General features: G+C 64.9%; 17 protein-coding genes. 5 read left to right on the top strand and 12 right to left on the bottom strand.

Annotation, left to right across the window (positions count from 1 at the left end; all coding sequences use genetic code 11):
- Nucleotides 1–154: 154 nt before the first annotated feature.
- The 7 genes from M9H71_RS08115 to aroQ all read right to left on the bottom strand — a co-directional run bounded on the left by M9H71_RS08115 (nucleotide 155) and on the right by aroQ (nucleotide 6,644).
- Nucleotides 155–826 carry a spermine/spermidine synthase domain-containing protein gene (locus tag M9H71_RS08115; RefSeq protein ID WP_455404538.1) on the bottom strand — a complete coding sequence of 224 codons (672 nt, stop codon included), beginning with the start codon at nucleotides 824–826 and terminating at the stop codon, nucleotides 155–157.
- Nucleotides 827–948: 122 nt separating this feature from the next.
- A complete protein-coding gene (locus M9H71_RS08110; RefSeq protein WP_455404537.1) occupies nucleotides 949–2,049 on the bottom strand; it encodes a sensor histidine kinase in 1,101 nt (366 codons plus the stop codon).
- Nucleotides 2,046–2,489 (bottom strand): response regulator, encoded by a 444-nt coding sequence (locus tag M9H71_RS08105; RefSeq protein WP_455404536.1) that lies wholly within the window; start codon nucleotides 2,487–2,489, stop codon nucleotides 2,046–2,048. Before M9H71_RS08105 ends, M9H71_RS08110 begins: the two co-directional genes overlap by 4 nt.
- Complete coding sequence (locus M9H71_RS08100) at nucleotides 2,486–4,018, bottom strand: sensor histidine kinase (RefSeq protein ID WP_455404535.1); 1,533 nt, start codon at nucleotides 4,016–4,018, stop codon at nucleotides 2,486–2,488. Before M9H71_RS08100 ends, M9H71_RS08105 begins: the two co-directional genes overlap by 4 nt.
- A gap of 179 nt (nucleotides 4,019–4,197) precedes the next feature.
- Entirely contained in the window at nucleotides 4,198–5,550 is a 1,353-nt protein-coding gene (gene accC / locus M9H71_RS08095) for an acetyl-CoA carboxylase biotin carboxylase subunit (protein ID WP_455404534.1), read from the bottom strand.
- A gap of 108 nt (nucleotides 5,551–5,658) precedes the next feature.
- Nucleotides 5,659–6,150 carry an acetyl-CoA carboxylase biotin carboxyl carrier protein gene (accB, locus tag M9H71_RS08090; protein ID WP_455404533.1) on the bottom strand — a complete coding sequence of 164 codons (492 nt, stop codon included), beginning with the start codon at nucleotides 6,148–6,150 and terminating at the stop codon, nucleotides 5,659–5,661.
- Nucleotides 6,151–6,188: 38 nt separating this feature from the next.
- Complete coding sequence (gene aroQ, locus M9H71_RS08085; protein ID WP_455404532.1) at nucleotides 6,189–6,644, bottom strand: type II 3-dehydroquinate dehydratase; 456 nt, start codon at nucleotides 6,642–6,644, stop codon at nucleotides 6,189–6,191.
- A 566-nt stretch (nucleotides 6,645–7,210) separates the two neighbouring features.
- On the opposite strand from aroQ, the gene M9H71_RS08080 reads away from it, so the two are divergent.
- Nucleotides 7,211–7,423 carry a hypothetical protein gene (locus M9H71_RS08080; protein ID WP_455404531.1) on the top strand — a complete coding sequence of 71 codons (213 nt, stop codon included), beginning with the start codon at nucleotides 7,211–7,213 and terminating at the stop codon, nucleotides 7,421–7,423.
- A gap of 124 nt (nucleotides 7,424–7,547) precedes the next feature.
- On the opposite strand, the gene M9H71_RS08075 is transcribed toward M9H71_RS08080, so the two are convergent.
- The 4 genes from M9H71_RS08075 to M9H71_RS08060 all read right to left on the bottom strand — a co-directional run bounded on the left by M9H71_RS08075 (nucleotide 7,548) and on the right by M9H71_RS08060 (nucleotide 11,347).
- Complete coding sequence (locus M9H71_RS08075) at nucleotides 7,548–8,315, bottom strand: DsbA family protein (protein ID WP_455404530.1); 768 nt, start codon at nucleotides 8,313–8,315, stop codon at nucleotides 7,548–7,550.
- A gap of 191 nt (nucleotides 8,316–8,506) precedes the next feature.
- Nucleotides 8,507–9,136, bottom strand: coding sequence for a peroxiredoxin (locus M9H71_RS08070; protein WP_455404529.1), 630 nt, complete (start codon nucleotides 9,134–9,136; stop codon nucleotides 8,507–8,509).
- Between the two features lie 193 nt (nucleotides 9,137–9,329).
- Nucleotides 9,330–9,719: a BA14K family protein gene (locus tag M9H71_RS08065; RefSeq protein ID WP_455404528.1), complete on the bottom strand. Its 390-nt coding sequence runs from the start codon at nucleotides 9,717–9,719 to the stop codon at nucleotides 9,330–9,332.
- Between the two features lie 200 nt (nucleotides 9,720–9,919).
- Entirely contained in the window at nucleotides 9,920–11,347 is a 1,428-nt protein-coding gene (locus tag M9H71_RS08060) for a M48 family metalloprotease (RefSeq protein WP_455404527.1), read from the bottom strand.
- Between the two features lie 107 nt (nucleotides 11,348–11,454).
- On the opposite strand from M9H71_RS08060, the gene M9H71_RS08055 reads away from it, so the two are divergent.
- From M9H71_RS08055 to dctA, 3 genes are all read left to right on the top strand, one after another.
- A complete protein-coding gene (locus M9H71_RS08055) occupies nucleotides 11,455–12,645 on the top strand; it encodes a pyridoxal phosphate-dependent aminotransferase (protein ID WP_455404526.1) in 1,191 nt (396 codons plus the stop codon).
- 158 nt (nucleotides 12,646–12,803) lie between these two features.
- On the top strand, nucleotides 12,804–13,361 hold the full coding sequence (locus M9H71_RS08050) for a biotin transporter BioY (RefSeq protein WP_455404583.1): 558 nt from the start codon (nucleotides 12,804–12,806) through the stop codon (nucleotides 13,359–13,361).
- Between the two features lie 96 nt (nucleotides 13,362–13,457).
- Complete coding sequence (gene dctA, locus M9H71_RS08045) at nucleotides 13,458–14,795, top strand: C4-dicarboxylate transporter DctA (protein ID WP_455404525.1); 1,338 nt, start codon at nucleotides 13,458–13,460, stop codon at nucleotides 14,793–14,795.
- Nucleotides 14,796–15,130: 335 nt separating this feature from the next.
- Here the strand turns inward: dctA and M9H71_RS08040 are convergent, their stop codons facing one another.
- Nucleotides 15,131–18,367, bottom strand: coding sequence for an Rne/Rng family ribonuclease (locus M9H71_RS08040; protein WP_455404524.1), 3,237 nt, complete (start codon nucleotides 18,365–18,367; stop codon nucleotides 15,131–15,133).
- Nucleotides 18,368–19,068: 701 nt separating this feature from the next.
- Here M9H71_RS08040 and M9H71_RS08035 point away from each other — a divergent pair.
- Nucleotides 19,069–20,379: an N-acetylmuramoyl-L-alanine amidase gene (locus tag M9H71_RS08035; protein ID WP_455404523.1), complete on the top strand. Its 1,311-nt coding sequence runs from the start codon at nucleotides 19,069–19,071 to the stop codon at nucleotides 20,377–20,379.
- Nucleotides 20,380–20,428 lie beyond the last annotated feature (49 nt).

The raw sequence follows: 20,428 nt of genomic DNA, 5'->3' as shown, positions 1-20,428 counted from the left end.
GTTCAAAGGCGTATCTTCCCGAGATCGGATCCGCCGAACCGGCAAGGGCAGCGGTGCGGCGGAAGCTGCCCGAGGTGCGACAAAATGGCAAGGCGGCAATGGTCTTAAGACACCGGCCGTCGCACCAATATCCGTGCCGAAGCGGGAGCGTCGATCAGCTTTTGACCGCCAGCCAGATCCAATGCCGTGACCCGGTGCGTTTGCCGACGGCGCGGACCGGGACTTCGTTGACGACGAAATCGCTGCGGCGCAGCCGCCGGGTGAAGCCCTCGTCCGGCCCCGACGACCACACCGCCAGCACGCCGCCGGGGCGCAGCGCGTTGCGTGCCTCGGCGAGGCCGCGAGGATCGTACAACTGGTCGTTGGCTGGACGTGACAGCCCTTCGGGGCCGTTGTCGACGTCGAGCAGAATGGCGTCGTAGCGTCCGCTCCCGGCGCGGATCAGTTCGCCGACGTCGCGCTGCAGGATGCTGACGCGCGGATCGCTGAGACTGTCGCCGTACAGTTCGGCCATCGGGCCGCGTCCCCAGTCGATCACTTCTGGCACCAGCTCGGCGACTTCGATGATCGCGGCCTCTTCGAACACTTTCAGCGCCGCGCGCAGCGTAAAGCCCATGCCGAGGCCGCCGATCAGTACGCGCGGTTTCGGCCGGCCGGCGAGCTTCTGGCAGGCCAGAGTGGCCAGCGCTTCCTCCGAACCGCCGAGCCGGCTGTTCATCAGCTCGTTGGCATCGAGTCGGATCGAAAATTCCTGGCCGCGCCGCATCAGCCGCAATTCTCCGCCACCGGGGATCTGTGCGGTGGCCAACTGGGTCCAGGGAAGCACGGCAATTGCCTTCAATCGGTGAGGAGAGCACGGGCGCCGCCTAAGCGGCGTTTGATTGAAAAAAAATTCGGAGCCTGACTACGGCGTCGTTGCGCCGCTGTCACCCCGCGCGCTTTGCTCGGTCAGTGGGCGGCTTGTGCTGCCTGCTGAGGGGCCCGCGCCGCCGGCGGGGTGGCGCGGCGAAACCGCAGTACGATCCGCGTTCCGTGGTGATTGGGGTCGCGTTCGACCCCGGCTTCCAGCTTGGCGGCCATCGCGCTGACGATGCGCTGGCCCATGCCGGTCGACTGCGGGTTGACCTTGACGTTGAGGCCGACCCCGTCGTCGGAAATCGCCAGTTCGAGGTCGTCGCCGTCGGCTTTCAGCTCGACATGGATCGGCCCCTTGCCCTCCGGATAGGCGTATTTGACCGCGTTCATCACCAGCTCGTTGACGATGATGCCGATCGCCACCGCCTGGTCCGGGTCGGTCTCGACCGGCTGGGCGGATAGTGTCAGGCGCGACATCCGGTTGCCTTCTGCCGAACGCCGCAGATCTTCCAGCAGGGCTTCGAGATACTGGTTGAGCATCACGCTCTTCAGATCGTGCGAGGTGTAGAGCCGGCGATGCACCTGCGCCACCGCGGCGACCCGGCCCATCGCATTGGTCAGCGCTGCCTTGACCTCTTCCTGTTTGCTCGAGGTCGCCTGCAGGTGCAGCAGCGAGGCGATGATCTGCAACGAGTTGCCGACGCGGTGGTTGACCTCGCGCAGCAGCATTTCGCGCTCGGCGGCCAGCGCCGCGTAGCGATCGCGCGAGGCACGCACTTCGGCCTCGGCGTCGTCGCGGGCCTTCCGCACCATCGCCTGCTTCAGTGCCTGATCGGCTGCGACCTGCAGCAGCGGCACGAATTCGCCCTGGGTGTCCTTCACCAGATAGTCGTCGGCGCCGGCCTTGAGCGCCGTCACCGCGATCTTGGAGTCCTGCGAGGCTGTGACGAACACCACCGGAGGCGGGTCGGGAATGTTCTGGATCTGCTCCAGCGTCTCGAGCCCATCGAGACCGGGCATATATTGGTCGAGCGCGACCACGTCGATGCCGCCCTGGCGCAGCCGCTCCAGGCCGGCCTCGCCACTCAGGACGTGCTCGACGCGAAACCCCTGCCGCTGCAGGCCGCGCGACACGAGGCGGCCCAGCGCCTCGTCGTCGTCGATATAGAGCAGGGTCGGCTTGGCGTCTGTCATGGAGCGTCGGGTTGCGGAACCTGAATGACCGAGAAGAACAGACCGAGTTGGCGGATCGCGTTGGCGAAGCTCTCGTAGTTCACCGGCTTGGTGATGTAGACGTTGCAGCCCAGCTCGTAGCAGCGCTTGATCTCATGGGCATCGTCGGTGGTGGTCAACACGACCACCGGGGTGGTCTTGAGGTGATCGTTCTCTTTGATCCGCCGCAGGATATCGATACCGCTGGCGTCGGGTAGGTTGAGGTCGAGCAGAACCAGCAAGGCACGATGCTGGTGCTCGATGCCGGTGCCGTCGTTGCCGAACAGATAATTCAGTGCGGCTGTCCCGGAGGTGAACGGGATGATCTCGTTGTTCACGCCGGAGCGACGGATGTTGCGCTCGATCAGACGGGCATGCCCTTCGTCGTCCTCGATCATGATGATGGTGACAGGGTTACTCATGCGCGCTGTTCCTGATTCTTGTTCGCCGCCCATTTGGCCGGCAGAGTGATCGTAAACGTCGAGCCCTCACCGAGCGCGGAAGACACCGACATGGTGCCGCCCAGGCGCCGCACCAGGGCTCGCACATGGGCGAGTCCGATCCCTTGCCCAGGCCGATCCTGTGTACCGGCGCGGCGGAAAAGATCAAAGATTCTCTGGTGGTCCTTCGGATCGATCCCCCGGCCATTATCGGCAACCTCGAAGATCACGAAGCCGAGCTTCTGCCGGCCCCGGATCACGATGTCGCCTGGAACTCCATTTTTTAGATATTTCAGCGCGTTATCGATGAGGTTTGAGAAGATCTGTTCAAGCGCGAGGCGGTCGCTGACGATCTCCGGCAGTGGCTCGATCCGGATCTCGGCGTTGGCTTCGGCCGCCTGGTGGGCGACCGTGGAGGCAATGTTTTCGATCAATTCGCGGGTGTCGATCCGTACCGGCTGGAACTGGCGCCGGCCTTCGCGGGTCAGATTCAGGATGGCGCTGATCAGCCGGTCCATCTTGCCGATCGAGGATTTGATGAAGCCGAGCGCCTCGGTAAAGTCCTCCGAAAGCTGGCTGTCGGCAGGTTCCAACTCCGGCTCGCCGTCGCTGTCGGCGTTGGCGGCGCTCTGCTTGCCGGCGACTTCGCGGCTGAGCGTTGCGATCCGGCGGAAAATGTCGCTGCGCAGCTCTTCCAGCTCGCTGGTAAAGCCCATGATGTTGACGAGCGGCGAGCGGAGGTCGTGACTGACGATATAGGCGAAGCGCTGGATCTCTTCGTTGGCCTCGCGCAGGTCGCTGGTCCGCTCTTGCACCGTGGATTCGAGGTTCAGATTGTTTTCGCGCAGCCGCGACTCGGCCTCGTCGCGCGCCCGCGCCGAGCGGCGGACCAGGAAGATCGACATACCGGCGAGCACCAGAACCAGTCCCGAACCGGTCGTGGTGATGATTGTAGCCAGCGCCTGGCTGCGGTCGGCCGCCGACGTCCGTTCGGCGAACAGCCGGTTTTCCTCGGCGCGCATCTTCGACAGCGCATCGGTGAGCTCGTTCATCGCGCGCCGGCTCTCGACGTCGCGCAAGAGCTGCCGGGCCTCTTCGGCACGGTCGTCTTTCGCCAATGAAATCACATGCCGAAACCGGTCGAGCCGTGTCTCGGCCGAGGCGATGGCCTGCTCGATCAGCGGACGCTGCACCTCGTTGTCGGAGACGAAGCCGCGCAACTGCATCAGCCGCGGCATTACGTCGGCGGCGACCTCGTTGAACTGCTGGACCAGATCGTCCTGGCCGGTGAGGACATAACCACGCTCAGCGCTTTCGGCACGGCGAAGCTGCAGCTGAACCAGCGCGATCTGGTTCTGGACCTCGAGGGTATGCGCGACCCAGGCATTGTCCTCGCGTGCCTTCTGCAGCCAGTACACGGACGCGAGGCTGACCGCGACCAGCACCGCGAACGACAGCGACAGCAGGGTGACTTGGACAAGCGAACGCTTGCGCGCGGATTCAGGCGTCACCGCACGTCTCCAGCACGAACGAAATCAAGCAAGCTATCCCCCAGACGCGTCGCAAGCGGACTCAGAACGCATTCTAACGTCGATCAAGAGGAATGGTTCCCGAGCATCCGAATGCTCGGGGGAATGTTTCGTTCCGTCTGAACTGCGAAAAAATGACGTTTTGTCAGTAATTTGCCTGGCTAACCGTCAGTGACGCCGGAGGCCAGATACTGCTCCAGCCAATGGATGTGGTAGTCGCCGTCGATGATCGACGGCTCCCGCACCAGAGCCCGGAACAGCGGCAGCGTCGTCTCCACGCCGTCGACCACCATCTCGTCCAGCGCCCGGCGCAGCCGCATCAGGCATTCGCCGCGGGTCTTGCCGTGGACGATCAGCTTGCCGACCAGTGAGTCGTAATAGGGGGGGATCGTGTAACCCTGGAATACCGCGGAATCGATCCGGATGCCGAGGCCGCCAGGCGGATGGTAGCGGGAGATCTTGCCGGGCGAGGGACGGAAGGTCACCGGATTCTCGGCATTGACCCTGCACTCGATGGCATGACCGTTGAGGGTGATCTCGTCCTGGGTCACCGGCAAGTCGCCGCCGGCCGCGATCCGGATCTGCTCGAGCACCAAGTCGATGCCGGTGATCATCTCGGTCACCGGATGCTCGACCTGGATGCGGGTGTTCATTTCGATGAAGTAGAACTCGCCGTCCTCGTAGAGGAATTCGATGGTGCCGACGCCGAGATACTGCATCTCCTGCATCGCCTTGGCGCAGATGCCGCCGATCCGGGCGCGCGCCTCGGGGCTGATCACCGGCGAGGGGCTTTCTTCCCACACCTTCTGATGCCGGCGCTGCAGCGAGCAGTCGCGCTCGCCGAGATGGATTGCGCCGCCGCGGCCGTCGCCGAGGACCTGGATTTCGATGTGCCGCGGTTTCTGCAGATACTTCTCAAGATAGACCGAAGCGTCGCCGAACGCCGCCTTGGCTTCGTTGCCGGCGGTGGAGATCGCCATCGCCAGATCCTCGGCGGTGTGCGCGACCTTCATGCCGCGCCCGCCGCCGCCGGCCGCAGCCTTCACCAGCACGGGGAAGCCGATCGACTTGCCGATCGCCATCGCGTCATCGTCGGCTCCGACGGCGCCATCGGAGCCCGGCACCACCGGGATGCCCAGGCGCTTGGCGGTCTTCTTGGCCTCGATCTTGTCGCCCATCAGCCGGATGTGTTCGGCCTTAGGTCCGATGAAATGCAGATTGTGATCCGCGAGGATTTCGGCGAAGCGCGCGTTCTCGGACAGGAAGCCGTAACCGGGATGCACCGCGTCTGCGCCGGTGATCTCGCAGGCGGCGAGCAGCGCCGGAACGTTGAGGTAGCTGTCCTTGGACTGCGGCGGACCGATGCACACGCTCTCATCGGCGAGGCGGACATGCATCGCGTCGGCATCGGCAGTGGAGTGCACCGCCACCGTGGCGATGCCGAGCTCCTTGCACGCGCGCAGCACGCGTAGGGCGATCTCGCCGCGATTGGCTATCAGGATTTTATCGAACATCGGCTTAACCGCGCTGTAAGGCCAGAGGGCGAATAGCGAATGAATAATGCAAGGAGATGCAGCTAAGCGGCTTTGTTCGCTCGCTATTTGCGCCTCGCCATTCGCTTCTTACTCGATCACGACCAGGGGCTCGCCGAATTCGACCGGCTGGCCGTCTTCGACGAGGATTTGGGTGACGATGCCGGCCCGCGGCGAAGGGATCTGGTTCATGGTCTTCATCGCTTCGATGATGAACAGGGTTTCGCCGACCGAGACTCGGCTGCCGACATCGATGAACGGCTTGGCGCCGGGCTCGGGCGCCCAATACACCGTTCCTACCATCGGCGATGTCACCGCGCCGGGATGCTTGGCGGGGTCGCCTGCGGCCGCCTCGGCCGCCGCCGCCTTGCCCCCCGGGGCCGGCGCGTAGGCCGCCGGGACGGCTGCGGCGATGCTGACGTTACGCGCCACGCGAACCCGCAGACCGGCACGCTCGATTTCGATCTCTGTCAGATTGGTCTCATCGAGCAGCACCGCGAGTTCGCGGATCAGGCTGCTGTCGTCGGTCGCCGGTGCGGTGGTCGGCTCGGCGGCGGTTTTCTCTGCAGGCTGGCGGGCCATGATGTGTCGATCCAGATGTCTTGAGTGAACGGGCGGGGTCAGGCCGTGGCGCTGGCGCCGAGTTTGGCGGCGAGGCCGGTGATGGCCAGCCGATAGCCGTCGATGCCGAAGCCGCACAGGCTGGCGAAGGCGGCCCTGGCGATGAAGGAGTGGTGACGGAAGTCCTCGCGCGCGAACACGTTGGAGACGTGGACTTCCACTGTTGGGATCTGCACGCCCACCAGGGCGTCGTGCAGCGCAATCGAGGTGTGGGTATAGCCGCCGGCGTTGATCACGATGCCTGCCACCTTGTCGCTGCGGGCCTGGTGAATCCAGTCGATCAGCTCGCCTTCGCGGTTCGATTGTCGACACACCACGGCGAGCCCGAAACCGGCTGCGGTTTCGGCGCAGAGTTTTTCGACATCGGCCAACGTGGCACGACCGTAGATTTCCGGCTCACGGGTCCCGAGCAAATTCAAGTTCGGGCCGTTCAGCACGTAAATCGTCTGAGGCATCCAAATTTCCGGCAATATCTGCGAATCTGATCCAGCCGAGCGGCGCAAATCCACCGCGCAGCCTCTCGAAATCCGGCGAAATTCACCTGATTGCCGGCGTTATAGGTAACCTCGGCGCTGAGGGGAAGCCTGAACAGCCTCGCTTCACGGATGAATTGCCTGATGCTTTGGGCGAGGGTGGCATAACCAACAGCAGGGATTCATTCGCAATAGGTGCGTCCCAGCGCTGTCCGGGGCGCTGGCGATGACGTGCGCACGGCCCGGAGAACCGAGTTCAAGCGTTCGCAAAGTGGTCAGGGTGATCGCTCCCTGCACCCGGAACAAATCCGCGGTCCGGTGGTTCAATTCGATCGGAGCGACATGGTCGGCGCCGTTCTCCGACTTTTGCTTTGTCGAGCTGTCACATTGGACTAACCTGAGAACCTGTGAGGCTCCGTGTCACCACCTGGTCCGGTGGCGATGCCGATGGCTCGATCAATCTCGTTCGCGGCACGATCGACTTGAATCCATCTGCGCGGCGGATCCCAGGCGACGTTCCGTGCCGCTAGTCTCCGACCGGAGGTGTCATGGCTCGCTACATCGTGCGATTTATGAAGGACATCCTCGGCGAGAACGGACGTCACGAGGAAGTTTGTCAGGGCGTGCTCGAGGTCGACGCCGCCAGCAGCGATAATGCGATCGAGATCGCCAAATACCAATTTTGCCAGCAGGAGCGATTGCGGGAATGGTCGCTTCATGCCGACCGCGTCCACGTCGCCGAAACCGAGTTTCCGTCCTGAGACACGGGCCTCCTCCGCCGGCCGATCCGAGATTGCGGCCGGCGCAGGAGGCGTTCGAGTCAGATGTCGACGTTCAGGTGCTGTTGGGCGGAAAGACCGCGGCAAGCGCGATCGTCGCCCATGATCAGCACTTGTCCTTGCCGCAGCGCGCAGTGTTGATCTTCTGGCGCAGCGTGTCGAGACCGACCGCGCCGACCACCACCTGCTTGCCGATCACGTAGCTCGGCGTTCCGTTCATGCCCATCGCTTCGGCGAGCTTGAAGTTCTCCTCGATGGTGGCGCGGACTTCCGGACCGGACATGTCCTTTTCCAGTTTTGCCATGTCGAGACCGGCGTCCTTGGCTGCCGCCATCGCCCGCGCCTTGTCGGCCTGACCGCGACCGCCCAGCAGCTTCTGGTGGAAGTCGAGATATTTCTTGCCGCTCGGATCCTGCATCCGCACCGCGATTGCGACCTGCGCCGCTTCCACCGACGGCGGACCGAGCACCGGGAATTCCTTCAGCACGACCTTCAGTTTCGGGTCGTCCTTCATCAGTTCGAGCATGTCGACCATGGCGCGCTTGCAGTAGCCGCAATTGTAATCGAAGAACTCGACCATGGTGACGTCGCCGGTCTTGTTGCCCAGCGTCACGCCGCGCGGCGAGTCGAAGATTGTTGCTGCGTTTTCGGTGATCGCGGATTGGTGCTTCTCGGCCTGTGCCGCGGCCTGCCGCTTGCCGAGCTCTTCGGAGGCTTCTTCCAGTACCTCCGGATGCGACACCAGATACTCCTTGATGATCGACTCGATCTGGCTGCGCTGCTCGTCGGAGAACTTCTGCGCCGAGGCGACGGCCGGCGCGCCGACGACGGCGAGCGCGAGCAGGGCTGTGGCGAACGGGCGGAACGACGGCATAAGTGGGATCCCTTCGGCGGGTCAGGTCGTGGAAAAGGAGGTCGGATTCGAATATTTCATAGCGCTTTTCGGCAGCAAATACGCGGTTTTTATGGACGCGTTTGGCCGGGTCGGCGTTGCGCTGCTGGCGACGCAACGACGCCGGCGCTCGGGGGGGCCGAACGCCGGCGTCGTTCGAAACGCGCGTTGCGTTACTTGATGGTGGTCAGGCGCAGATAGGGGCGGGGTTCTTCCCAGCCCTGCGGAAACGCCTTGGTGGCAGCTTCACCCTTCAGCGACAGCGGGATGATCACCTTGTCGCCCGGACGCCAGTCGGCCGGCGCCGCGACGGTGTGCTTGTCGGCGAACTGCAGCGCGTCGATCACGCGCAGGATCTCGTCGAAGTTCCGCCCGACATTCATCGGGTAGGTCATGGTGAGACGGATCTTCTTGTTGGGATCGATGATGAACACCGAGCGCACCGCAGCGGTATCGCTCTGGTTCGGGTGGATCATGTCGTAAAGCTTGGCGACCTTCAGCTCCGGATCGGCGATGATCGGGAATTGCAGATCGGTCTGCTGGGTGTCGTTGACGTCCGCGATCCATTTCAGATGCTCGTCCACCGTGTCGGTCGACAACCCGATCGGCTTGACGTTCCGCGAGGCGAACGGCTGCGCCAGCTTGGCGGTCTTGCCCATCTCGGTGGTGCAGACCGGCGTGAAGTCGGCGGGATGGCTGAAGAAGAAGACCCAGGAGTCGCCGATGAAGTCGTGGAACGAAATCTTGCCCTTGGTGGTGTCGGCGGTGAAGTCGGGGGCAATGTCTCCGATATGAAGGGACATCGGTGCGGTCTCCTGTACGTTTGTGAAGCGGTCGTCTGCGCGGAACGCGCCCGGCGCGCGGAAGGATTGAGGCCTTCTAAATGGGGATTCCGCAGCGCAGGATCAAGGAACTCGTCGCAAAAGCATCCGCAAAATGCATCGGGCGGTGCGTGATGTTCACACACCGCCCGATCGATGTCTTATCGCGCAACGGCTACGGGCAGGGCACCTCGCGCCCGCCCTTGGCGATATAGGTGCCGGTCGCCGGATTGTAGGAGCGGAAGCGCCGCGCGCAGTAGTCCTGCTGACGTGCTGCTTCGGCCTGGCTCGCCGCGATCGCGCCGCCGACGATCGCCGCACCGATTCCGATTCCGATCGCAGCGCCCGGGCCGGGACCGCCCCAGCCGCGTCCGCGCCCGCGGCCACGACCCCATCCACGACCGCGACCGCGCTGCGCATGGGCCGGCGTCGATGCCAGCGTCATCGCTGCGCCGGTGGTAGCGACCATCCCCAATCCGTACATCGTCAGCAGCGCGACGCTAGCCAGAGCGCGCGTGAGAAATTTACGGGGCTTTCCGCCCGAGGGCTGTGTCGACTTGCTCATGGATGTCTCTCCCGATGTTGGTGCAGCGATTTGTCTGCCGTTGAGCGCGGAGCGTTCAATGTATCGACCGCCAATGTATCGACAGCGATACCGGGTCGATCGCAAGACTCGCGAGCGGGACAAAATCCCCGCGCCGGGAGTGTGACAGAGGCCTGCGCAGGGGACAATCCGACGCGGCGCGACAATCGAGCGCGGAATTGCTACTTTTGTCCAGGCATCTTCGCCGCGACGATGTCGTCGGCCTTGACCCATCCCGGCGAACCTACCGGGAAGCGGGATTTGGCGCGGGCTGCCAGCTCCCGAGCGGTTTTGGAATCGCCGCGCAAATACGCCGCCTGTGCCGAAGCGAGATCTGCTTCTGCGTAGTTACCCTTCTGACCGTAGGCCATTGCGAGTTGGCTATAGCCCATCGGTACTTCTCCCTCGCGGCCAAGCGCGCCGCGCAGGATGCGAATTGCCTCGTCGGTGTAGGCCTTGTTGTTGCTCGCGACCAGCGCCTGGCCGAGCAGGATCTCGATCAGCGGCGCTCCGCGGGTCATCGCCACCGCCTTGCGCAATGGTGCGATCGCTTCCGCAGGTTTCCCGCCTTCGAGCAAGGCCTGGCCACGCAGCTCGTAGAAATACGGGTTGTTGGGCTGCGCCTGAATCAGTCCGTCGATCTGCGCCTGTGCCGAGCGCGGATCGCCGTGCAGATAGCTGGCGATGGCGCGGGCATAGCGTGCCGGCAGACTGGTGTTCGACGCCGGATAGCGTCGGTACACCGTATCTGGCCGCTCCATGAAACCCGACACTTTGGCGCGCATCATGTCGTGGCGGAATTGCAGCGACGGGTCGTCTTTCTTATCCCAGTACGGGCTGGAGCGGGCGAGTTCGGCGAGGGCCGAGACACGTTCGGCGGGCATCGGATGCGATTGCGCATAGGGATCGGCGCCGCGCGCCGCGAACAGGCTTTCCTTGGTGAAGCGCTGGAAGGTCTCGTACATCCCCTTCGCGGACTGTTGCGTCGCGTTGAGGAATTTGACGGCGGCCCGGTCGGCGTTTTCCTCCTGCTGGCGCTGGTAGGACAGAATGTTGCGCCGAAGGATCTCCTGCGGCGCCGAGATCGCGGCGGCGCCGATGTTGCTCGCACCGCTGCTCGGGCCGGCATTGGCTCCGGCGACCATCGCGCCCACGCCGAGCAGCATCGCGACGATCATCTGGGTCTGTGCGTTCGAAATCTGCGTCCGCAGCTTGGACAGGTGACCACCGGCAAGATGGCCGGTTTCGTGCGCCAGCACGCCGATCAATTGGTTCGGCGTCTCCGATTGCAGCAGCGCGCCGTAATTGACGAAGATGCGGTGGCCGTCGGCGACGAAGGCGTTGAAGGTCGGATCATTGATGATCGCCACCTGAATGTTCTGCTTCTCGAGGCCGGCCACGCGCAGGATCGGTCGCGTGTAGTCGCGCAGCAGCTGTTCGGTCTCGGTGTCGCGCAGCAGCGGCGGGCCCTTCTGCGACCGCGCCTGCGCCATCGCTGGAACCGGCGGGACCGCCAGCGCGAGCGCAAGGACGCCCGCGACCAGCCGCGAAGCGTGTTGGCGTGCGGACGGGCATAGCCGTCCGGCGAAAACTGCAATGTCCTTCAGCATTGGCCGTGCATCGAATTCCGGGTATCTCCTGGTCGGCCCAGCAAGACGGCAGCGGCGCGGCGCGCAGCGGGTTCACCGAACAGACCGCGCGGGGATAGCAGAATTCGATGCTCGATGCGACCAAGACACAGCGTGCGCGCGGATTGTTGACCGCGTCTGCCCGCAGCGACGTACCGCCCTTCATGGTGATGGACGTGATGGCGGCGGCCGACCGAATCGAAGCGGCCGGCGGTCACGTCATTCATATGGAAGTCGGCCAGCCATGGGCACCGGCGCCGCGCGCCGCGCTCGCCGCCACACATGCGGCGCTGGACAATGGCCGGATCGACTACACATCGGCGCTCGGCATTCCTTCGCTGCGTGCGCGGATCGCGCGGCATTACCGCGACACTTACAATTGCGATATCGATCCGCAGCGGATCGTCGTCACCACCGGTTCCTCGGGCGCCTTCATCCTGTCGTTCCTGGCGCTGTTCGAGCCCGGCGATCGCGTCGCGGTGACGGTGCCCGGCTATCCGCCGTATCGCCACATTCTCAACGCGCTCGGTTGCGAGCCGGTGCCGATCGAGACCCACAGCGAGACCCGGCACGCGCTGACCGGCGAGGCGCTGCTCGCCGCGCACCGCAAGGCGCCGCTGAAGGGTGTGCTGGTCGGCAGCCCCGCCAATCCGACCGGCACGATGATGACGCGCGAGGCGCTGACTGAGCTGATCGCGGTTGCCGAGAGCGAAGGCATTCGCTTCATTTCCGACGAGATCTATCACGGCCTCGACTACGCGTTTCCGGCCGTCACCGCCGCGGAGCTGTCGCCCGACGCGGTAGTGATCAACTCGTTCTCGAAGTACTTCTGCATGACCGGCTGGCGCGTCGGCTGGATGGTGCTGCCGGAGAGCTTGGTGCGTCCGGTCGAGCGCTTGCAGCAGAACCTCGCGATCTCGGTGCCGACGTTGTCGCAGATCGCCGCCGAGGCGGCGTTCGACGGTCGCGACGAGATGGAGGCGGTCAAGCGCGGTTACGAAGAGAACCGCGCCATCCTGATCCAGGGGCTGCCGCAGGCGGGGCTGACCGAGTTTCTGCCGGCCGACGGCGCGTTCTATCTGTATGCCGACGTCTCGGCCTTCACATCGGACAGCTACGACTTCACCAAGCGAATGCTGGAAGAGGCGAGGGTGGCGGCGACGCCGGGGATCGATTTCGATCCGGTGCGTGGCAAGAGTTTCGTGCGGTTTTCTTACGCCCGATCGGCCGAGGACATGCGCGAGGCGGTGCGGCGGATCACTGCGTGGCTTGGTCGATAATTTCGTCAGAATGACAGATCCGGCAATTTCGCTGCTTGATCTTTGCGGCATTTCGTCGCTATAGGCTCCCGCGACTAATTCCCCCCGGGAGAATTCCCTTGCCGCTTGGTTCGTCCGCGCCGCCCTCCATCGGCGGCCACGTTGCGCTCGCAGCCCGTTTGTGGCCGCGGCGGTCGGACGGATTCTTCGCCTGGTTGCGGCTGGCTGTCTTGCTCGTATTCGGGACGGTGCTGCTGGCGCTTTCCGCCAAGGTCAACATTCCGCTGCCGCTGGTTCCGATGACGCTGCAGACGCTGGTGGTGGTGCTGATCGGCGCCGCCTATGGCGCGCGGCTCGGCGCAGCAACGCTGATCCTCTATCTGGTGGAAGGCGCGGCCGGCCTGCCGGTGTTCGCCGGTCCCGTCGGTGGCTTGGTTCCGCTGCTTGGACCCACCGCCGGTTATCTGGCGGGCTTCGTGGTTGCGGCCTTCCTGGTCGGCTGGTTCGCCGAACGCGGCTTCGATCGCTCAGTGGCGAAGCTGTTCGCCGCGATGCTCACAGGCCACCTCGCCATTCTGACATTCGGCTTCGCCTGGCTCGCCTTCGGTCTACATCTCGGCATCGCCAAGGCTTGGTGGGGCGGTGTCGTTCCGTTCCTCGCCGGCTCGCTGATCAAGTCCGCGCTCGGTGCGGCCTTGCTTCCCGCGGTGCGCCGCATCGTCGACCGCCCACGCTGACGGTTGCTGTTCAATCGACTTGGCCGACCGGTCTGCCTGCGGTCGGCCAACAACGTCATATCGTTCGACAGGCATCAAGCGAGTGGAGTGATGGCCATGTCGGCGACGACCCATATCGATGCACCGGCGCTGCCGGGCGACGCAAAGTCGAAGCCCTTCTACAAGGTGCTTTACGTCCAGGTGCTGTTCGCCATCGTACTCGGCGTGCTGCTGGGCTGGCTGTGGCCGCATATCGCCACCAACGAATGGGTCAAGGCGCTCGGCGACGGCTTCGTCAAGCTGATCAAGATGGTGATCGCGCCGATCATCTTCTGCACCGTGGTTTCGGGCATCGCCCACATTCAGGACGCTCGGAAGGTCGGCCGCGTCGGCGTCAAGGCGCTGCTGTATTTCGAAGTGGTGTCGTCCTTTGCGCTGCTGCTCGGTCTGATCGTCGGCAACGTGTTTCAGGTCGGGCACGGTCTCGCCGCCAAGCCCGACGCCGCCGCTGTGGCGAAATACGTCGACCAGGCCAGCCAAATGAAGGCGGTCGACTTCGTCCTGCACATCATCCCGGACAGTGTGGTCGGCGCCTTCGCCAAGGGCGACATCCTGCAGGTGCTGCTGTTTGCTGTGCTGTTCGGCTTCTCGCTGATGGCGCTCGGCGAGCGCGGCCACCGGCTGCGCGACGTGATCGACGATGCCGCGCACGCGGTGTTCGGCGTCATCGCCATCGTGATGAAAGCGGCGCCGATCGGCGCGTTCGGCGCGATGGCCTTCACCATCGGCAAATACGGCCCGGCTGCGCTCAGCAATCTGCTCGGGCTGGTGCTGCTGTTCTACGCGACCGCCGCGCTGTTCGTGGTGCTGGTGCTCGGGCTGATCGCGCGGTTCGTCGGCTTCAACATCTTCAAGTTCATCGCCTACATCAAGGACGAACTCCTGATCGTGCTCGGGACCTCGTCGTCGGAAAGCGCGCTGCCGCAACTGATGGAAAAGCTGGAGCGGCTCGGCTGTTCGAAATCCGTGGTCGGCCTCGTGGTGCCGACCGGCTATTCGTTCAACCTCGACGGCACCAACATCTACATGACGTTGGCGACGCTGTTCATCGCGCAGGCGCTCGGCATCGAACTGACCTTCAGCCACCAGGTCGCCATCCTCTTGGTGGCGATGCTGACCTCGAAGGGCGCTAGCGGCGTCACCGGCGCCGGCTTCGTGACGCTTGCCGGCACGCTCGCCGCGGTCAATCCGGCGTTGCTGCCGGGCATGGCGATCGTGTTCTCGATCGACAAGTTCATGAGCGAAGTCCGCGCGCTCACCAACATCACCGGTAACGGTGTCGCCGCGGTGTTCGTGTCGTGGTGGGAAGGTGAGCTCGATCACGATCGGCTGCACGCCAATCTGAACCGCACCATCGATCCATCCGACGTCGAGACCGCCGTCACCACCGGCTGACGGTTTACGATCCGACGATCGCCGTGGTCGACGTGTGATGCCCGCGCTTGTCGCGGGCATCGGCATTTTTGGGAGAGCCTTGTAGATCCGAGAGGGCTCGAAAGCTCCACGAGTGGTCGTCGTCTCTTTGGAAGACGCAGCCTGCAAAGCTGACTCCGCGGATAGTGATCAGCACGGGCTCAAGGCTTGGCACAGGTGAGGGATGAACGTCGGGCGATCAGTGCCTGATCGACTCGATGCTCTTCGGTCCTGTTCGGTGGCGACGACCGGCGGCTGAAATGAAAAATGCCCGCGGCGTGCGCGGGCATTTTAGAGGCGATTGACTTGACGGCCGATTAGTTGCCGCCGCCGAACCGGCGGGACCACCAGCCGACGCGGCGGGGAGCGGCGGGGGCGGCCTGCTGCGCAGGTTCGCTGGCGGCTTGCGGCGCGGCCTCGGCGGCCGGTGCCTCCACCGGGAGCTCGGACACCGCAGGCTGCTCCGCCTGGGCAACGGGCTCGGTCTGCGGCTCGATGGCGGTTTCGGCAGGCGTCTCTGACGGGGCTGCGGGTGCGCCGAAGCTCACCTTTTCACGTACCGTGGAGCGGCGACGCGCGGCCTTCTTCGCCGCAGTGTCGTCCTCGGCGGCCTGTTCGGCTGCGTCCGACGTCGCGACCGGAGCGGCCGGCGGCTCAGAGTGTGCAACCTGCTGCGGCTGTTCTGTTTCGGCTGCCGGTTCGAAGCTCGGCTGCACCGATGGGCTGCCGCCGTCGATGTCGGCCACGGCCTCGGCGACCTCGGGCTCGTCGGTCGGCGACAGCTCGTCGCTGATCGATTCGACCAGGCCATTCTCAGCTTCCGAACCTTCCTGACCACCGCGACGGCGACGGCCACCGCGACGACCGCGACGGCGCGGACGGCGTTCGCCGTTCTCGCCCTGCTCGGCGCGGGCTTCGCCCTCGTTGTCGTCATCGCCGGCGTCGTCGCTGTCGTCAGCCTCACCGGCCGATTCGGCGCTTTCAATCGCGAACGGCTGTTCGCCGTCTTCCGCCGACGCGCCGAGCTCGGCGGTCTCGCGCGGTTCACCCGAGCGCCGGCGCCGACGCCGACGCCGGCGCTTGCGGCCTTCGCTCTCGCTGTCGCCGGCTTCGCCAGCCTGATCCTCGGTGAGGCCGACAGTCTCCTCGGTCTCGATCTCGGCCTCGAAGTCGTAACCGTCCTCGTCGTCCGGCTCTTCGATCGGCGCCGGGGAGGCAGCGACTTGTGCCGCGAGCAGTGCCTTGGCGGTTTCCAGCGTGTGGATCTGTTCGCCGCGGTCGATCACGAACGACTGCTGACCGCTGACCGTGGGATCGGCCAACACCGACAGCGACACCTTGAAGCCGGTCTCGAGGTCGCGCAGGTGACCGCGCTTGTGATTGAGCACATACAGCGCCACGTCGGTGCGGGTCCGCACGATCAAATTGTGCGTCGCGCCCTTCATCAGCACTTCTTCGAGGCCGCGCAGCAATTGCAGCGCCACCGAGGACACCGAGCGGACGTGGCCCGAGCCGCCGCAATGCGGGCAGGGCTCGGTCGAGCTCTCCAGCACGCTGGCGCGGATGCGCTGGCGCGACATCTCGAGCAGGCCGAAATGCGAGATCCGGCCGACCTGGATGCGAGCGCGATCCTGCCGCAGACAGTCGCTGAGCTTACGCTCGACCGCGCGGTTGTTGCGCTTCTCGTCCATGTCGATGAAGTCGATGACGATCAGGCCGGCGAGGTCGCGCAGCCGGAGCTGCCGGGCGACTTCCTCGGCGGCCTCCATGTTGGTCTTGAGCGCAGTGTCTTCGATGTGGTGCTCGCGAGTCGAGCGGCCGGAGTTGACGTCGATCGAGACCAGCGCTTCGGTCTGGTTGATGACGATGTAGCCGCCGGAGCGAAGCTGCACGGTCGGCGAGAACATCGCATCGAGCTGGCTCTCGACGCCCATCCGCGAGAACAGCGGCTGGCCGTCGCGATACAGCTTCACCGCACGCACCTGCGACGGCATCAGCATGTGCATGAAGTCGCGGGCCTCGCGATAGCCGGCTTCGCCGGCCACCAGCACCTCGTCGATCTCCTTGTTGTAGAGGTCGCGCAACGAGCGCTTGATCAGCGATCCTTCCTCGTAGACCAGCTTCGGTGCCTGCGAATTCAGCGTGACGTCGCGCACCGTCTCCCACATCCGGATCAGGTATTCGAAGTCGCGCTTGATCTCCGGCTTGGTCCGGGAGGCGCCGGCGGTGCGCAGGATCACGCCCATGCCTTCCGGCACGTCGAGGTCCTGCACCACTTCCTTGAGCCGCGAGCGGTCCTGCGCCGAGGTGATCTTGCGGCTGATGCCGCCACCACGCGCGGTGTTCGGCATCAGCACGGCGTAGCGGCCGGCCAGCGACAGGTAGGTGGTGAGCGCCGCGCCCTTGTTGCCGCGCTCTTCCTTCACGACCTGCACCAGCATCACCTGGCGCCGCTTGATGACTTCCTGAATCTTGTACTGCCGGCGCGGACGGAAGGCGCGTTCCGGCACTTCCTCGAGCACATCGTCACCGCCGACGGATTCGACCAGATCCTCCTCGGCATCCTCTTCGTCGTCTTCTTCCTCGTCATCCTCGGCTTCCGCCTCGGTGTCGGAGAAGGTCTCGGCGTCGTGCTCGGGATGATCGTCGTGCGCCTCGTGGCCGTCCTCGGCTTCGTGATTCTCGTCGATCGGGAACGGCGCGTCTTCGACGTAGCCAGCGCTGGTCTCGGCGTGCTCGTCCGTGTCCTGATCGTCGGCATGCGGCTCGACGTCATCATGCGAGCCAGCCAGTTGCGGCGCATCGATCGGAGCAGGGGCCTCGGCAATCGCGTGGGGCTCGGCAGCGGCCGGCTCAGGCTCAGCGCTCACCGGGCTGTCGGACTGGGCAGGCGGTTCGGACGGCGCAGCGGCGGCCTGGACGGAGTCCTGCTCGGCAGCGGCGGGAGCGACGTCTTGCTGCTCGGCGGCACCCTCCGGCAGCTCGTGCATCAGCGGTTCATCGGCTGCGTGCGCACCGGCCTCGAGGGCCTCCGCCTCGTGGGGCTCGGTCGGATGCGAGGCGTCATAGGCAGAGGCGTCATAGGCAGAGGCGTAATGAGCCTCGGGCTGCTCGGCGACCGCATGCGGCTGCTCGGCCGGGACGTCGGCTGCGGCGTCGACGATCTCGCTCTGCACCCGCTCGCCACCGCTGCGGCGGCGATGGCTGCGATGACGCGATCGGCGGCGGCTGGAGCGCTGCTCGCTTTCTTCTTCGGCTTCGCGGTGGGCGCGTTCGTCGGCCTCGATCAGGGCCTGCCGGTCGGCGACCGGAATTTGATAATAGTCGGGATGGATTTCGCTGAAGGCGAGGAAGCCGTGGCGATTGCCGCCGTATTCGATGAAGGCGGCCTGCAGCGAGGGTTCGACCCGGGTGACTTTCGCGAGATAGATGTTGCCGCGGAGTTGTTTGCGCTGGGCGGTTTCGAAATCAAACTCTTCGACGCGGTTGCCACGGACCACGACCACCCGGGTCTCTTCCGGGTGGGTGGCGTCGATCAGCATCTTGTTGGCCATTTTTCAACTCATGTCGGCGGAGCGCGCGCGAAACGGCTCGCGCAAGCAGCGCGGCCGGTAGACGCGACGGTCCACCTGATTCGGGGGTGAGGGGAAGGCCGAAACGCGTGGCGGTGTGCCGTGCCGGTCGGGGACCCGAGGCGACGCGCAAAGCGAAGCGATAGCTTCGCGGCGGCGCGGCCTTTGCGTGGGTCGGTTTCGGCATCGCAGTCTGGCGCATTAAGCGTCGGCCCGTCTGAACAGGTGGCGGCTCGATCAGCCGCCGTGTCGTCTCGCTGATGGGCCGGCTCCGCGCCGAGGCGCTAAGCCGGAGTGGGGCATTCAGCCGGTGAGCCGAATGTGGTCGGTCATGAAGTGTTGAACCGTCCCTGGTACGAGAGAAGGCCCGGGGACGGACGCCGTTCGGGCTGGGCCGGCACTCCTTGACCTGCCGCGCACTGCGCTGGCTCGGAGGGGCCGGCAAAACGCAAAATCCGCCGGGTTTGGGATCGGGGACTTGGCGCTGCACCGAGTGGCTGAACGCGACACAACCGGTAGTATAGACCGTCAGCAGTAAATACATACGTGGATTGGGTGTCGGTTGCAAGGTGAGCGTCGCGGCCCGGCAACACCCCGCAGGTTTCATCCCGAGGTCATTTAAGCTCCAATTAACCGTGCGGTCCTATTGCGGTACAACGACTTCCGGGAGGGTTGGGATTCGTTTGGCACTCCGCGCAAATCATTTTGTTTTGTTCAATGCGCTTGTCGCGTGCGCCGCAGCATTTTTGTGTCTGACGCCCGCGGCGGCCAATCCCGCCGTCGCCGAGCCTGCGGCGAGTGCTGCGGTGGCGACGCCGGCCAGTTTCCCGACTGCATCCGACGCCCGAGTCGCTGGTGACGATAAGCAGAGCCGCCTGATCGTCGATCTGGACGAGAAGGTTCCGCTGCGTGCGTTCGCGCTGGCCGATCCATATCGGGTGGTGATCGACCTGCCGCAGATCAATTTCCGGCTGCCGAAAGGGACGGGCGAGGATGGTCGTGGCCTGATCAAGGCGTTCCGCTATGGGCTGGTGATGCCGGGCGGCTCCCGCATCGTGCTCGACCTGACCGGGCCAGCGAAGATCGCCAAGGCCGAGATGCTCGATCCCGCCAACGGCCAGCCGGCCCGGCTGGTGATCGACCTCGAATCGATCGACCGCGCCGCTTTCATGCAGGCGTTGCGCACCGCCGACAGCGTCGCCGAATTGCGGCCGACCGTGGCGGGCGCCGAAACCACCGCGACCGTGCCGCGCAACACGCCGCTGCCGAAAGTGGAGCGCGACGACCCGCGCCCGGTGGTGGTGATCGATCCGGGACACGGCGGCATCGACAATGGCACCCAATCGGCCGACGGCGTCGCTGAGAAGAGCATCGTGCTGGATTTCGCCGTCGCGCTGCGCGACCGGCTCACCCAGCAAGGCAAATTCCGGGTGGTGCTGACCCGCGACGACGACACTTTCATTCCGCTCAATGATCGGGTGAAGGTCGCGCGCGAGCAGTCGGCGGCGCTGTTCGTGTCGATCCACGCCGACGCGCTGCCGCGGCGCGAGGGCGACGCGCAGGGCGCGACGATTTACACCCTGTCGGACAAAGCGTCCGACGCCGAAGCGCAGCGGCTGGCCGATGCGGAAAACAAGGCCGACGCGATCGGCGGCGTCAATCTCACCGAAGAGCCGACCGACGTCGCCGATATTCTGATCGACCTTGCCCAGCGGGAGACCAAGACGTTCTCCAACCGATTCGCGCAGCAATTGATGAAGGACATGAAGACCGCGACTCGGATGCATAAACGGCCGCTGAAGTCCGCAGGCTTCCGGGTGCTCAAGGCGCCCGACGTGCCGTCGGTGCTGATCGAGCTGGGTTATGTGTCCAACAAGGCTGATCTGCAGCACCTGATGTCCGAGCAGTGGCGCAGCAAGACCGTCGGAGCGGTGGCCCAGGCGATTGATTCGTTTCTGAGCAAGCGGCTGGTTTCGGCCGGCTCGCCGGGTTAATCTCGGCATTTCCGGTACGGTAGCGGGGCGCGACGGGCCCTAGTTTGGC

It is taken from the genome of Rhodopseudomonas parapalustris, assembly GCF_053772255.1.
The sequence above is the reverse complement of the archived record's forward strand: the minus strand, read 5'-3'. Positions and strand labels throughout refer to the sequence as shown.

What these genes read in the sequence shown, in the direction of transcription:
- accC (WP_455404534.1), bottom strand. Translation starts at nt 5,550, where the DNA reads ATGTTCGATAAAATCCTGATAGCCAATCGCGGCGAGATCGCCCTACGC.
- M9H71_RS08040 (WP_455404524.1), bottom strand. Translation starts at nt 18,367, where the DNA reads ATGGCCAACAAGATGCTGATCGACGCCACCCACCCGGAAGAGACCCGG.
- M9H71_RS08060 (WP_455404527.1), bottom strand. Translation starts at nt 11,347, where the DNA reads ATGCTGAAGGACATTGCAGTTTTCGCCGGACGGCTATGCCCGTCCGCA.
- M9H71_RS08065 (WP_455404528.1), bottom strand. Translation starts at nt 9,719, where the DNA reads ATGAGCAAGTCGACACAGCCCTCGGGCGGAAAGCCCCGTAAATTTCTC.
- M9H71_RS08070 (WP_455404529.1), bottom strand. Translation starts at nt 9,136, where the DNA reads ATGTCCCTTCATATCGGAGACATTGCCCCCGACTTCACCGCCGACACC.
- M9H71_RS08075 (WP_455404530.1), bottom strand. Translation starts at nt 8,315, where the DNA reads ATGCCGTCGTTCCGCCCGTTCGCCACAGCCCTGCTCGCGCTCGCCGTC.
- dctA (WP_455404525.1), top strand. Translation starts at nt 13,458, where the DNA reads ATGTCGGCGACGACCCATATCGATGCACCGGCGCTGCCGGGCGACGCA.
- accB (WP_455404533.1), bottom strand. Translation starts at nt 6,150, where the DNA reads ATGGCCCGCCAGCCTGCAGAGAAAACCGCCGCCGAGCCGACCACCGCA.
- M9H71_RS08055 (WP_455404526.1), top strand. Translation starts at nt 11,455, where the DNA reads ATGCTCGATGCGACCAAGACACAGCGTGCGCGCGGATTGTTGACCGCG.
- aroQ (WP_455404532.1), bottom strand. Translation starts at nt 6,644, where the DNA reads ATGCCTCAGACGATTTACGTGCTGAACGGCCCGAACTTGAATTTGCTC.
- M9H71_RS08105 (WP_455404536.1), bottom strand. Translation starts at nt 2,489, where the DNA reads ATGAGTAACCCTGTCACCATCATCATGATCGAGGACGACGAAGGGCAT.
- M9H71_RS08080 (WP_455404531.1), top strand. Translation starts at nt 7,211, where the DNA reads ATGGCTCGCTACATCGTGCGATTTATGAAGGACATCCTCGGCGAGAAC.
- M9H71_RS08110 (WP_455404537.1), bottom strand. Translation starts at nt 2,049, where the DNA reads ATGACAGACGCCAAGCCGACCCTGCTCTATATCGACGACGACGAGGCG.